Here is a 14,255-nt window from a genome sequence, read left to right as displayed (position 1 = left end):
ACCACTGGCAGGTACCCGGCAGAAACCGGCAGCAAGCCGGCCGCCTGCCTCTCCTGGAAGCCTGTCCATATCGCGCTCTCCCGCGAACGATCCCCGAAACTGAATCAGTAATTGTCCGGTTTAGTGCCTGTCCGGTTTAGTGCCTGTTGCGCGGCGGGGGGCGGAATCCGGCCGCTTCCGCGTGTGCGGCCGATTCAAACCAGACATCGGCGCTGGCTTCGTCGTAGCCGGCGGTATCTTCATCGTGATAGGTCATGGTCGCGGCATCGGCCTTGACTGGATAGCCATCGGGGCCACTGCCGTCCGCTGCGGCTCCTGCGGAGCCAACCCCGTATGGATGCTCCGCGGCCAGATGGCCTGTTGGGGCGGTTGAATCGTCGTCGGCCATTTCAGAGGCCGCGGTCTCGGCACCAGCCAGCGTGGCCGAGTGCGGGTCTGTATATTCGTGATGGTGAATCGGGGTTCCGCCTGCATCGGTCCACGAGGATTCCCACTCTGCCTTGTCTGCGGCACTGTCTCGTGCCTCATCCATTTTTGACGTGTCATCGGCACGCGTTACGTCATCCGCTGTGACCCCGTCCGCGGGTTCGGCAACAGCGGGATCGGAAATGGCGGGCTCGGAAACAGTGGGCTCCGCCACCATGGGTGCGGATGGCGGCGTCCCGGCAGCCTCCCAGTCATCGACGTCCCCGGCTGTGACCTGTGCGTCCGAATCCACCACCGGTTCGTCGACTACGGGCTCCTCCACCTCAGGCGTTTCAATGACAGGTTCGTCCACGGGTGGTCCGGCGTGTGCTTCTGCTTCTACGCGTGATTCCATACTGGATTCGGTGGGGCCGCTGCCCTCGGCCGCTGCCTTCCCCATATTCGTGACGCCAGCCAAGCCTGCTACGCCTGCCACGGCCGTAGCTGTATCAGGCATGGGCATCGCGTCGCTGGGTTCCATGGCGGCGGGAGCGGTGGTGCCCGGCCGGCCCGGAGTCCCGGTGCTATGGGTATCGCCTAACGGTGCAGTAGGTGAATTCCTGGTGTTGTTGCGGCTCAGGAGCCACCAAACAATCGCGACGATCAGCACAATAACAATGACCCAAATCAACCAGTCCATGGTGAGGCCCTTCTGCTCACAGGGTGCAGTTAGTGGTATTTCCGACGTTACGTGGCTGTTAATGGGGTGTCCAGCGTTTAGGCGCGGTCCACCGCCGGTTGTGATGCAGTTGGTGTTCTCGTGGAAATGGCCGGTTTTCCGTCGGGGAAGAGGAAATATTCTTCTCTTGGTGCTTAACCCGGGCCGATTACGTCGTAGGCCGCTGCCGTGGACACATAGACTTTGGAACATGAGCGACGCCACCCAAATTGCGACAGATACCAAACCGGACATCAAGCCCCGCAGCAGGGTCGTAACCGACGGAATTCACGCCGCGCCCGCGCGTGGTATGTTCCGTGCCGTTGGGATGGGGGATGACGATTTCGCCAAACCGCAAATTGGTGTAGCCAGTTCCTGGAACGAAATTACGCCTTGCAACCTCTCCCTCAACCGTCTTGCCCAGGGTGCCAAGGAAGGCGTCCACGCAGGCGGTGGATTCCCCATGCAGTTCGGCACCATCTCCGTCTCGGATGGTATTTCCATGGGCCACGAGGGCATGCACTTCTCCTTGGTCTCACGTGAAGTCATTGCTGACTCCGTGGAGACCGTCATGCAGGCCGAGCGCATCGATGGTTCTGTCCTCCTGGCTGGTTGCGACAAATCCCTCCCCGGAATGCTGATGGCTGCCGCCCGGCTGGACCTCGCCAGCGTCTTCCTCTACGCGGGCTCGATCATGCCCGGCTGGGTCAAGCTTGAGGACGGCTCCGAGAAGGAAGTCACCCTGATCGATGCCTTCGAGGCTGTTGGTGCCTGCGCCGCAGGCAAGATGAGCCGCGAAGACCTTGACCGTATCGAAAAGGCAATTTGCCCGGGCGAAGGCGCTTGCGGCGGTATGTACACTGCGAACACCATGGCCTGCATTGGCGAGGCGCTGGGCATGTCCCTTCCGGGTTCAGCCGCCCCACCCTCGGCCGACCGCCGTCGTGATGAGTTTGCACGCAAGTCCGGCGAAGCGGTGGTAAACCTGCTCCGCCTGGGCATCACCGCCCGCGACATCATGACGAAGAAGGCTTTCGAGAATGCCATCGCCGTCACCATGGCCTTCGGTGGTTCCACCAACGCGGTGCTGCACCTGTTGGCTATCGCGCGCGAGGCCGAGGTGGAACTGACGCTGGACGATTTCAACCGTATCGGTGACAAGATCCCGCACCTTGGCGACCTCAAGCCGTTCGGCCGCTACGTCATGACTGACGTGGACAGGATCGGTGGCGTTCCGGTCATCATGAAGGCACTGCTCGACGCCGGTCTGCTGCACGGTGACTGCCTCACCGTCACCGGCAAGACGCTTGCGGAGAACCTCGCCTCGATCAACCCGCCGGACCTCGACGGCAAGATTCTCCGGGCACTGGACAACCCCATCCACAAGACTGGTGGCATCACCATCCTTCACGGCACCATGGCTCCGGAAGGGGCCGTGGTGAAGAGCGCCGGCTTCGACGCGGATGTCTTTGAGGGCACAGCCCGCGTCTTCGAGCGCGAGCAAGGGGCCCTGAATGCACTCGACAATGGCGAGATCCACAAGGGCGACGTCGTGGTCATCCGCTATGAAGGACCAAAGGGCGGTCCGGGCATGCGCGAAATGCTCGCGATTACCGGTGCCATCAAGGGCGCAGGCCTGGGCAAGGATGTGCTGCTTCTGACTGATGGGCGCTTCTCCGGCGGTACCACCGGTTTGTGCATCGGCCACGTTGCGCCTGAAGCGGTCGACGGCGGTCCCATCGCCTTCGTCCAGGACGGCGACCGCATTCGTGTGGACATCGCGGCACGTTCGTTCGACCTCCTGGTGGACGAATCTGAGCTTGAAGCCCGCAAGGTCGGCTGGGAGCCGCTGCCGGCAAAGTTCACCAAGGGGGTCCTGGCCAAGTACGCAAAGTTGGTCCACAGCGCCTCGACCGGCGCTTACTGCGGGTGATGCCTGCCTCGGACTCCGCCTGCCTTTGGGCAGGGGAGTCCGATGGGCGGACACCGCTGTCCATATGGTGAGATACGATAGTGGTCAATTGACACGTATCTCATTTAGAGGGAACACTGAACGCATGATCTCATTCGTTACCGTCGGCGTCGTCGTACTTACCAAGCGCGTGGCTTAGCCCGACTGGTAACGAACTGTCACGCGCAACCCCTCGAAAAGCCGGAAGGCTGAGGGGTTTTTTTATTACCCGCGGTCGCTCGGTGTGACCGCGTGCAATGCGCAAAGCAGTGAAGCAGTACCAAGAAGCAAGACCCATCAATTGAAGATCCACTAAGGAAGAGTCCGATGAGCAAAGGATCGCCGATCAGCCCCTCGCTGATGGCTGCAAAGTCCGCTGGAGCCCCAAAGGCTCCGGAAAAGGTCGACCGTACGGCTGAAGCCGTCGTCGTCGACACTGCTGCACCTCTCTCTCCTGTACTTGGGCCGAACAACGTTGTACCCCCAACGGTGATGACCGGCTCGCAAGCAATTGTCCGTTCGCTCGAAGAACTCGGCGTGGACGATATTTTCGGTTTGCCCGGTGGCGCGATCCTGCCCACCTACGACCCCTTGATGGCCTCCAGCATGAATCACATCCTGGTCCGTCACGAACAGGGAGCCGGCCACGCCGCGCAAGGCTACGCCATGGTTACCGGACGGGTTGGCGTTTGCATCGCCACCTCGGGACCCGGTGCCACCAACCTCGTTACCGCCATCATGGATGCCCACATGGACTCCGTGCCGATGGTGGCCATTACCGGCCAGGTCGCCAGTGGCGTCATTGGTACGGACGCATTCCAGGAAGCGGACATCGTGGGCATCACGATGCCCATCACCAAGCACTCCTTCCTGGTGACCGACCCCAATGACATCCCGCATGTCATGGCAGAAGCTTTCCATCTTGCTTCCACCGGCCGTCCAGGACCCGTCCTCGTGGACATTGCCAAGGATGCCCAGGTTGGCCAGATGACCTTCTCTTGGCCTCCGAAGGTGGACTTGCCGGGCTACCGTCCCGTGGTCCGTGGCCATAGCAAGCAAGTCCGCGAAGCCGCAAAGTTGATCGCTGCCTCCAGCAAGCCCGTTCTCTACGTGGGTGGCGGTGTGGTCAAGGGACACGCCTCTGCAGAACTCATGGAACTGGCGCTGGCAACCGGAGCGCCGGTAGTCACTACCCTGATGGCCCGCGGGGCCTTCCCTGACTCGCATCCACTCCATGTTGGAATGCCGGGCATGCACGGTTCAGTATCCGCAGTCACCGCCCTGCAGCAGGCAGACCTCCTCATCACCCTCGGTGCCCGGTTCGATGACCGCGTCACGGGTGTGTTGAAGACGTTCGCTCCTTTCGCCAAGGTGATCCACGCAGACATCGATCCCGCGGAAATCTCCAAGAACCGGACTGCCGATGTCCCCATTGTTGGTTCAGTGAAGGAGATCATTCCTGAACTGACCGAGGCCGTTAAGACGCAGTTTGAGCAAAGCGGCGCACCCGACCTTGACGCCTGGTGGGCGTTCCTGGGCAACCTGCGGGACACCTACCCCTTGGGCTGGACTGAGCCCGAGGACGGATTGTCGGCCCCGCAGCGCGTCATCAAGCGCATTGGCGAGCTCACAGGTCCGGAAGGTATCTACGTGGCCGGAGTGGGCCAGCACCAGATGTGGGCTGCGCAGTTCATCAAGTACGAGCGCCCCCACGCCTGGCTGAACTCCGGGGGAGCCGGAACCATGGGATACTCGGTTCCTGCAGCGATGGGTGCCAAGGTTGGCGAACCGGACCGCGTGGTCTGGGCCATTGACGGCGACGGCTGCTTCCAGATGACCAATCAGGAACTGGCAACGTGCGCCATCAACAACATCCCCATCAAGGTTGCCATCATCAACAACTCCTCGCTGGGCATGGTCCGCCAATGGCAGACACTGTTCTACGAAGGCCGCTACTCGAACACTGACCTGAACACTGGCCATGACACCGTCCGCATTCCGGACTTCGTGAAGCTGGCGGACGCCTACGGTTGTGCCGCATTGCGTTGCGAGCGGGACGAAGACATCGATGCCACCATCCAGAAGGCGCTTGAAATCAACGACCGCCCCGTGGTGATCGATTTCGTTGTCAGCCCCAACTCAATGGTGTGGCCGATGGTCCCCGCAGGTGTCAGCAATGACCAGATCCAGGTTGCCCGCAACATGACCCCGGAATGGGAAGAGGAGGACTAGGCATGAGCCGCCACACACTGTCCGTTCTGGTCGAAGACAAGCCCGGCGTGCTGACCCGCGTAGCCAGCCTCTTCGCCCGGCGCGCATTCAACATCAACTCCCTGGCTGTGGGGCCCACCGAGGTTCCCGGCATGTCCCGCATGACGGTTGTCGTCGATGCCGACGGCGACCTCATCGAGCAGGTCACCAAGCAGCTCAACAAGTTGATCAACGTGATCAAGATTGTTGAGCTGACTTCCGAATCTTCCGTACAACGCGACCACATCCTGGTCAAGGTACGTGCGGATGCCGCGACACGCCTGCAGGTAACCCAAGCTGCAGACCTGTTCCGTGCCGCCGTCGTCGACGTCTCTACAGACTCGTTGGTGATCGAGGCAACCGGTACCCCCGAGAAGCTTGCTGCACTGCTCTCAGTGCTCGAGCCGTTCGGCATCCGTGAAATCGTGCAGTCCGGCACCCTGGCCGTTGGACGGGGATCCCGCTCCATGAGTGACAGGGCGCTCCGCTCCGCGTAGGAAACAGGCATAGGCCCGCGTTAGCATGCCATGCCGAGCGTTGCGTCCAGTACCGCAGCACCACATCAATATCCAGAAACCACTCAAGAGGAGTTACGCAAGTGACTGAAATGTTCTACGACGACGACGCAGACCTGTCGATCATCCAGGGTCGCAAGGTTGCCATTGTCGGCTACGGTTCCCAGGGCCACGCCCACGCACTGAACCTGCGCGATTCCGGCGTCGAGGTTGTTATCGCGCTGAAGGAAGGGTCGAAGTCGACCGCCAAGGCAGAGGACGCCGGCTTCACGGTCAAGAACGTTGCCGACGCCGCCGAATGGGCCGACGTCATCATGATCCTGGCGCCGGACCAGCACCAGCGCTCCATCTACAACGACTCCATCAAGGACAAGCTGACCGAAGGTAAGGCCCTGGCTTTCGCCCACGGCTTCAACATCCGTTTCGGTTACATCGAGCCCCCTGCCGGCGTCGACGTCATCCTGATCGCTCCGAAGGCTCCGGGCCACACCGTGCGCCGCGAGTTCGAAGCCGGCCGAGGCATCCCGGACATCATCGCCGTTGAGCAGGACGCATCCGGTTCTGCTTGGGAGCTGGCGAAGTCCTACGCCAAGGCCATCGGTGGCACGCGTGCCGGTGTCATCAAGACCACTTTCACCGAAGAAACCGAAACGGATCTCTTCGGCGAGCAGTCCGTCCTCTGTGGCGGTGTTTCCCAGCTGGTGCAGTACGGCTTCGAAACCCTCACTGAAGCCGGCTACCAGCCGCAGATCGCCTACTTCGAGGTCCTTCACGAGCTCAAGCTCATCGTTGACCTCATGTGGGAGGGCGGCATCGCCAAGCAGCGCTGGAGCGTCTCCGATACCGCAGAGTACGGCGACTACGTTTCCGGCCCGCGTGTCATCACCCCCGAGGTGAAGGAAAACATGAAGGCTGTCCTCGCGGACATCCAGAGCGGAGCCTTCGCGAAGCGCTTCATCGAGGACCAGGACAATGGCGCCGTCGAGTTCAAGGAACTGCGCGCCAAGGCTGAGCAGCACCCGATCGAAGAAGTTGGCCGCGAGCTGCGTTCCCTGTTCTCCTGGCAGCAGCAGGACCAGGACTACGTCGAAGGTTCCGCAGCCCGCTGACCCTTTTGCCAGTGCCCCAAGCACTGAAACCGACGCCCGTCCGGCGAACAAAGCCGGGCGGGCGCCGCTGTTTGCAGCCGCCCGTCCCCATGCGGCGTCCTGTGAATTTCTTCACAACTTCCCCAACCCGGCCGTAACATCGTTCACCGGCACCGGAATCCCTGTCCAGGTTCGATATTCTGGGCTGGTCCCGGCGTCGTGTCCGGGCCCCGCATCCGCTCCTTGTCCAGTTCTGTCCCAAGTTGTCCAAAGTAAGGTGCCACCCCGTGTCAGCCACCAAACCCGTCGTCCTCCTCGCTGAGGAACTTTCACCCGCCACCGTCGAGGCATTGGGCCCGGACTTTGAAATCCGCCAAACCGACGGCGCCGACCGTTCCCAGCTGCTGTCCGCCATCGCCGACGTCGACGCAATCCTGGTTCGTTCGGCTACCCAGGTTGATGCCGAAGCCATTGCCGCTGCGAAGAACCTCAAGGTCATCGCCCGTGCCGGCGTGGGACTGGACAACGTGGACATCAAGTCCGCAACGCAGGCCGGCGTCATGGTGGTCAACGCCCCAACGTCCAACATCGTTTCAGCGGCCGAGCTTACGGTGGGCCACATCCTGAGCCTCGCCCGCCACATTCCCCAGGCCAGCTCCGCGCTGAAGAACGGTGAGTGGAAGCGTTCCAAGTACACGGGCATCGAACTTTTCGAAAAGAAGATCGGCATCATCGGCCTGGGCCGTATCGGTGCCCTTGTGGCAGCCCGCCTGCAGGGCTTCGACACCGAGATCCTGGCCTACGACCCCTACATTACGGCCGCTCGTGCCGCGCAGCTCGGGGTCAAGCTCGTCACTCTTGATGAACTCCTGGAAAACGCTGACTTCATCACTATCCACATGCCAAAGACCCCCGAGACCGTGGGCATGCTTGGCGCCGACGCCTTCCGCAAGATGAAGGAAACGGCCTACGTCGTCAACGTGGCCCGCGGTGGCCTGGTGGACGAGGAAGCACTCTACATCGCCCTGAAGGAAGGCCAGATTGCCGGTGCCGGCGTGGACGTCTTCGTCAAGGAACCAAGCACGGACCTGCCTTTCTTCGAACTCGACAACGTCGTCGTGACGCCGCACCTCGGAGCATCCACTGACGAGGCCCAGGAAAAGGCCGGCGTCTCGGTGGCCAAGTCCGTTCGGCTTGCCCTGGCTGGCGAGCTCGTCCCGGATGCCGTGAACGTTGCAGGTGGCGTGATCGCCCCGGACATCCGCCCGGGTATTCCGCTGATCGAAAAGCTCGGCCGGATCTTCACGGCGCTGACCCATGCGTCGCTCACCCAGATCGACGTCGAGGTTGCCGGCGAGATTGCCGCACTGGACGTCAAGGTGCTTGAGCTCGCTGCTTTGAAGGGCGTCTTCGCTGATGTCGTCACGGAGCAGGTCTCCTACGTCAACGCCCCGGTCATCGCCGAGCAGCGTGGCATCAATACGCGCCTTATCACCACCCCGGACGCCGAGGACTACCGCAACGTCCTCACGATCCGTGGTGCGCTCAGTGACGGTTCCCAGATTTCCGTTGCGGGTACCCTGACAGGTCCCAAGCAAGTGGAGAAGCTTGTGGGCGTCAACGGTTATGACGTGGAAATCCCCATCAGCGAGCACTTGGTCGTCGTGGCGTACGCAGACCGTCCCGGTGTCATTGGCACCATCGGCCACATCCTGGGCATGAACAACATCAACATCGGTGGCATGCAGGTTGCGCGCCAGACCGAGGGTGGCCAGGTCCTGGCACTCCTGACCATCGACAGCTCCGTTCCGCAGCAGGTACTGGAAGCCATCAAGGCAGGAATTGGCGCCGATATGGTCCGCGAGGTTGACCTGGAGGACTAGGACTGACAACCATCAGCCAAGTTCGCGTGCTGGTGACACACCACTGACACGCAAGGGTGGCCGGTCTGCTTACAATGGCTGGGTCCGGGATTCGGACCCGGCAGCAGGCCGGCCACTACTTTTTGCACATAAAGCCCGGGATTCCTTTGTGTTTTTCGAGGATTCACGGACCATGTGTGCGCGCCCGCAATCAAGGTCTCAGGGAGCCCAATGAACGCCGTCCAAAGGTTCATCAGAAGCCGTGTGCTGCTGCTGACCGCGGCCATTTTGATCGTCGCTATGTGCTTGTCCGTCCTAGTCCAGAGCCAGTCACAGGCCGCTCTGAACAGGACTGTGGATGAGAACTCGCGGGGACTCTACGACATCCTGGTCCAGGCAAAGCCGGACCCCTCACAGGACGGAGACGGCGGTGCCCTCATCCAGCCGGAGATCGCCAATGGCCAAGGCGGGATCAGCTTTGAGCAGTTGGAGAAAATCCGGACGATGGGACAGACAGCCGTAGCTGCGCCCATCAGCCTGGTTTCGCGGGTATCGCAGAACCTCGAGGCTCCCCGCCTCAATGCCATGGACTATCTGGGCTACAACGCTGGCCTGGCCGGTGGAGTAACTGCCGGGGACCCCTCCGCCATGGACTCCAGCAAGTGGCCTGCCGCTGAATCGGTCTTGTCCGACAAGCCCAAGAAGTACCGGCTGACGGCCTCCGCCACAAGCTCAGACGGGGTCAACCAGCAAACGCTGTTCAAGACCAGCGCCGAAGGCACCCTCGGCAAGGGCCGCTTGATCCAGGAACAGGCTGCCGGGGGAACGAATGTCCGGATCGCAGGCCCGGACGGCGAGACCGGGATTAAGTTCCCCGCTCCCGCCCTTGGCTCGGAGCACAACCTCTTCAATCTCTCCGTTGCGCTGCCGCTGGCGCCCGAGGTGACAGAGTCCGTCGTCGCCGTCGATCCTGCCTCCGAGCGTGCCCTCCTGGGCTCTGCAGGTGACTTCCTTGCACCCTTGCAGAAGGCTCCGCCAGCGGACGCCCGCAATGCGGGCGCTATTGGCCGGCATTTCGAAAGCCTTTTCACCAGCGGCCTCAGCATGGACCAGCTTGAAGAAGGCCCAGATTTCCTCGGCGTGAAGCTGAAGTACTGGGCTCCTTTGATGACGCAGTACCAGCAGGCAAAGCGTGACGGATTGCTGACCAATGATTCACAGGCCATTCCGCTGATTGTTCGCTCGGGGACGTCCCTTGATTTGAAGTACTCCGTCAAGATCGAGGAAATCGACAACAGCGGCAAAGTGGTCAATGAGGTGGGCACAGTAACGCGCTCCCTGGACAAGGACTACCTGCCTTTTGTTTCCAAGGCCCCCTTTGCCCTTGAATGGCCGGGTTCCACTGATCACAGCCAGCTCCTTGGCAGTACTGCCTCCTTCGGCCAAGGGCTTTACAACCCGGCCACCTGGAGTACCGCTTTTGCTGCCGCGCCCAAGTACAAGGAGGGCGGCGAGGCCTCCAACGGTGCTTCGGACAAGACGGCAACGCCGGGGGACTGGGTGACGGTCAACCGCCTTCCCGAAAAGTCGTCCTTCGGTGCAGCTGTGGACCAGACCCAGCGCAAGCCTGTGGATGAGCGCTCCTACCGGGAAGACCTGGAAACCGGAAAAAAGCCCGCTGCTCCCATGCCCATGGTCTACGGAACCTTTGATCCGGCGGACGTTCAGGCTGCAGCCGGCGACGTCAACAAGCTCCCACTCGGTGGCTATGACCCCGCTCCCTTGACCCTGAGCAAGGACGCAGAGGGCAAGGACGTCAATGGCACTGTGCTGAAGCCTTCACTCAGCGCAACTGGCCTGGTCAGCCAATCGGCCGGTGCCATCACCGATTACTACGGCCTGGCCGCAGCCCGCGGCTACGACACCAACGCCGACGTCATCGATGCCATCCGCGTCCGCGCCAATGCCACTGGAACGTGGAAGCAGGCCCAGCCGGACGTTGAAAAACTGGCCGCCCAGATCCGTGAACTCGGACTTGAAGCGACCGTCGTTGCAGGTTCCGCCCGTGAAGACGCCAATATCTTCGTCCCGGGCTACAGCAAGGACGACGCCGGCAAGGAATCTCCGCTGGGCACCGTCCAGCAGTCCTGGGTGCGGCAGGACGCCGCCGACGCCGTATCGGGTTCCCTGACGGGCACCAACATCACGTTGCTCTTCCTGACACTTCTTGGCGCTACTCTCCTGACGGGTGCTTCGACTGTCAGCTACATCCGCCAGCGCAGGAGCGAAGCCGGCATCCTGAGGGCCATGGGCTGGACACAGAAACGCATCAGGTCCTGGGTGCTCGAAGAGTTTGCCGTCGGCGCTGCTGCTTTGGCCGCGGCAGGAGTCATTTTGAGCCTGCTGAGTTGGAACCTCGCTACCGTGATCGTCTCGGTGACCATGCTCATCATCTACGTGGGCGCAGCTTTGCTGGCTGCCCAGCAACTACGTCACCGTGTGGTGGTGGACCAGGAACCGCAGCACGATGAACGCCTTGTAACTGTTGACTCGCCTTTGACGTTCGCCAACAGGCAGCTCACCACCAACCGGTTCAACTCCGTCTCCCTGGCCGTCGCGGTGGGTGTGTTCGGCGCCGCTGTGGGGGCCTTGATCGCACTGCTGATCGACATTCCCCGGGCGGCCGGAGCCAGTGCCTTGAGCGGTCTGGCAGCTGCGAGCATTGCGTTGCCAAGCGTCACCCTGGCGGTCTTCGGCGTGGTTGTGGGCCTACTGCTCACTCTTGTCACAGGGCGGTTCGAACTCCACGCGAAGCGCGAGTATCTGGGCACTTTGCGTGCCATGGGCTGGAACCCGGACATGCTTGGCCAGGTCCGCTTCTTTGAAAATGCACTTGTCGGCACTGTGGCGCTTCCCTTGGGCGTCCTTGGTGCCCTTGGACTGGGGCTCCTCCTTGCTCCGTACGCAGCACTCTGGGCCGGATTGGCCGGGCTGCTGGCCGTAATTTGCTGGATTCCGATTGCAACGAAAGTAGTCAAATGACTGACAACCTCAACCCCGAGCTGACGGCGACCCCGGAATCCACGGACGAGTCGCTGCAGACGCGCGCCAACACCATCGTGAAGTCATCCGACCACGCCACCCCGCTGGAACTCAGCCGTGTCACTATCCACTACGGCGGAGACAAGGGCGGCGCGGAGGAAGTCGACGTCGTGGATGACTTCAACCTCACACTGCACGCAGGCGAGATGCACTGCATCGCTGGCCGAAGCGGCTCAGGCAAGACCAGCATCCTGACCGTCAGCGCAGGACTTACCCTCCCGACGTCGGGCACCGTGTTCTGGGAAGGCCAATCCCTGGCGTCCATGGGCGACGACGAGATCGCTGACCGGCGCCGTGCCTTGATTGGCTACGTGGATCAGGGCGGCGCCTTGATCGACGGCATGAGCGCCCTCGAGAACGTGCTGCTCCCCGCCGTTCCGGATGGAGAAGTGGAGCAGCGCACGGAGATGGCCAAGGACCTCCTTGACCTGGTGGGTCTCGGACGCCGCATGCGGCACCGTCCCGCACAGCTTTCCGGCGGTGAGCGCCAGCGCGTAGCAATCGCACGGGCCCTGATCCTGGGGACCCGCGTGCTGGTGGTGGACGAACCCACTGCCAGCCTCGACCGTGCTGCGGCCAACCGCATCATCGGCATCCTGAAGGACACCACGAGCGATGGCATTGCTGTACTCGTAGCTTCGCACGACCATGAACTGGTGCGGCTCAGCGATACGCTCACCGAACTGAACTAGTCCACAAGACTGCTCCTTCGCCGGAATGTCCGGCACAGACCGGACCGGCCGTCATTTGCGGCCGGTTCAGTCATTCCATCCGAAAAAAAGGTAACTTCTTAGAGTGACGTCTGCAGAGAAATCCCCGTTCTACATCACCACCGCCATCAGCTACCCCAACGGCGTGCCCCACATCGGGCACGCCTATGAGGTCATCGCCACTGATGCCATGGCGCGTTTCAAGCGCCTCGACGGCCATGAGGTGTTCTTCATGACCGGAACGGACGAGCACGGGCTCAAGATGCAGCAGTCGGCCGAGAAGGAAGGCATTACCGCCAAGCAGCTCGCCGACCGCAACTCGGCGGCATTCAAGCAGATGAGCCAGGACCTGGGAATCTCCCATGACCGCTTCATCCGCACCACGGACCCGGACCACTACGCGGCGTCGCAGGCCATCTGGAAGAAGATGGAAGCCAATGGTGACATCTACCTGTCCAAGTACGAGGGCTGGTACTCGGTCCGCGACGAAGCGTACTACGTCGAAGACGACACCGTCGTCAAGGAAGATGGCCTCCGCTATTCCAAGGAGACGGACACCCTGGTGACCTGGACGGCAGAGGAAAGCTACTTCTTCCGCTTGTCCGCATATCAGGAGAAGCTCCTGGCGCTCTATGAGGCCCGGCCTGAGTTTGGTGCGCCTCAGTCCCGGTTTAACGAGGTCATCAGCTTCGTGAAGCGCGGCCTGGAGGATCTGTCCATCAGCCGCACCACGTTCGACTGGGGCGTCCCTGTCCCGGGCGATGAGAAGCACGTCATGTACGTCTGGGTGGATGCCTTGACGAATTACCTCACCGGTGCCGGATACCCGGATGTCGAGTCCGAGTCCTTCAAAAAATTCTGGCCGGCCGATGTCCACATCATCGGCAAGGACATTTCGCGCTTCCACGCGATCTACTGGCCCGCCTTCCTCATGAGCGCCGGCCTCGAGTTGCCCAAGCGCGTCATGATCCACGGCTTCCTGACCAACAATGGCGTGAAGATGTCCAAGTCCCTGGGCAATGTTGTCGCCCCACAGGACTTCGTAGCGCAGTACGGACTGGACCAGTGCCGGTTCTTCTTCCTCCGGGAAGTCCCGTTTGGCGCCGATGGCAGCTACAACCATGAGGCCATTGTGGGTCGCATGAATTCGGACCTGGCTAACAACTTCGGCAACCTGGCGCAGCGTTCGCTGTCCATGGTCGCGAAGAACTGTGACGGTAAGGTGCCCGTCCCCGGAGACTTCACGGCGGAGGACAACGCGCTGCTCGCCAAGGCCGGAGAACTGCTGGCTACGGCCAGGGGGGCTTTTGACAAGCAGGAGTTCAGCCGTGCCCTGGAAGCTATCTGGACAGTGCTGGGCGACACCAATGCCTACTTCGCTGACCAGGCGCCGTGGGTACTGCGGAAGACCGACGTCGAGCGTATGAATACGGTGCTTTACGTCACCCTGGAAGTTGTCCGCATTGTGTCGATCCTCGCCCAGCCGGTCATGCCTTCCTCGTCCGCCAAGCTCCTTGAGGTGCTCGGGCAGCCGGAAGGTGAGGCCAGGCAGTTCTCGGCCATCGCCACTCCGATCGTCCCGGGAACTGAACTTCCGGCCCCGGCGCCGATCTTCCCGCGCTACGAGGAACCTGCCGAAGCATAACGTTCTCTC

General features: G+C 61.8%; 9 protein-coding genes. 8 read left to right on the top strand and 1 reads right to left on the bottom strand.

Going from position 1 to position 14,255, the window contains the following annotated elements:
* Nucleotides 1-136: 136 nt before the first annotated feature.
* Nucleotides 137-1,105, bottom strand: coding sequence for a hypothetical protein (locus LDN75_RS15825; protein WP_223933345.1), 969 nt, complete (start codon nucleotides 1,103-1,105; stop codon nucleotides 137-139).
* A 229-nt stretch (nucleotides 1,106-1,334) separates the two neighbouring features.
* On the opposite strand from LDN75_RS15825, the gene ilvD reads away from it, so the two are divergent.
* From ilvD to metG, 8 genes are all read left to right on the top strand, one after another.
* Nucleotides 1,335-3,056 (top strand): dihydroxy-acid dehydratase, encoded by a 1,722-nt coding sequence (gene ilvD / locus LDN75_RS15820; protein ID WP_223933344.1) that lies wholly within the window; start codon nucleotides 1,335-1,337, stop codon nucleotides 3,054-3,056.
* 345 nt (nucleotides 3,057-3,401) lie between these two features.
* Nucleotides 3,402-5,306: an acetolactate synthase large subunit gene (locus tag LDN75_RS15815; protein WP_223933341.1), complete on the top strand. Its 1,905-nt coding sequence runs from the start codon at nucleotides 3,402-3,404 to the stop codon at nucleotides 5,304-5,306.
* 2 nt (nucleotides 5,307-5,308) lie between these two features.
* A complete protein-coding gene (gene ilvN / locus LDN75_RS15810; protein ID WP_216923893.1) occupies nucleotides 5,309-5,821 on the top strand; it encodes an acetolactate synthase small subunit in 513 nt (170 codons plus the stop codon).
* A 101-nt stretch (nucleotides 5,822-5,922) separates the two neighbouring features.
* Nucleotides 5,923-6,948 (top strand): ketol-acid reductoisomerase, encoded by a 1,026-nt coding sequence (ilvC, locus tag LDN75_RS15805; RefSeq protein WP_263422329.1) that lies wholly within the window; start codon nucleotides 5,923-5,925, stop codon nucleotides 6,946-6,948.
* Between the two features lie 266 nt (nucleotides 6,949-7,214).
* Nucleotides 7,215-8,810, top strand: a complete 1,596-nt coding sequence (gene serA, locus LDN75_RS15800; protein ID WP_223933339.1) for a phosphoglycerate dehydrogenase — start codon at nucleotides 7,215-7,217, stop codon at nucleotides 8,808-8,810.
* A 210-nt stretch (nucleotides 8,811-9,020) separates the two neighbouring features.
* A complete protein-coding gene (locus LDN75_RS15795; protein ID WP_223933337.1) occupies nucleotides 9,021-11,831 on the top strand; it encodes an FtsX-like permease family protein in 2,811 nt (936 codons plus the stop codon).
* Nucleotides 11,828-12,583, top strand: a complete 756-nt coding sequence (locus LDN75_RS15790) for an ATP-binding cassette domain-containing protein (RefSeq protein ID WP_223933335.1) — start codon at nucleotides 11,828-11,830, stop codon at nucleotides 12,581-12,583. Before LDN75_RS15795 ends, LDN75_RS15790 begins: the two co-directional genes overlap by 4 nt.
* 103 nt (nucleotides 12,584-12,686) lie before the next feature.
* Nucleotides 12,687-14,246, top strand: coding sequence for a methionine--tRNA ligase (metG, locus tag LDN75_RS15785; RefSeq protein WP_223933333.1), 1,560 nt, complete (start codon nucleotides 12,687-12,689; stop codon nucleotides 14,244-14,246).
* Nucleotides 14,247-14,255: the final 9 nt, after the last annotated feature.

The sequence above is a fragment of the Arthrobacter sp. StoSoilB5 genome (genome assembly GCF_019977235.1).
GTDB lineage: Bacteria > Actinomycetota > Actinomycetes > Actinomycetales > Micrococcaceae > Arthrobacter.
The sequence above is the reverse complement of the archived record's forward strand: the minus strand, read 5'-3'. Positions and strand labels throughout refer to the sequence as shown.

Coding starts and splice junctions, on each gene's coding strand:
- LDN75_RS15790 (WP_223933335.1), top strand. CDS start 11,828: ATGACTGACAACCTCAACCCCGAGCTGACGGCGACCCCGGAATCCACG.
- ilvN (WP_216923893.1), top strand. CDS start 5,309: ATGAGCCGCCACACACTGTCCGTTCTGGTCGAAGACAAGCCCGGCGTG.
- LDN75_RS15795 (WP_223933337.1), top strand. CDS start 9,021: ATGAACGCCGTCCAAAGGTTCATCAGAAGCCGTGTGCTGCTGCTGACC.
- LDN75_RS15825 (WP_223933345.1), bottom strand. CDS start 1,105: ATGGACTGGTTGATTTGGGTCATTGTTATTGTGCTGATCGTCGCGATT.
- ilvD (WP_223933344.1), top strand. CDS start 1,335: ATGAGCGACGCCACCCAAATTGCGACAGATACCAAACCGGACATCAAG.
- LDN75_RS15815 (WP_223933341.1), top strand. CDS start 3,402: ATGAGCAAAGGATCGCCGATCAGCCCCTCGCTGATGGCTGCAAAGTCC.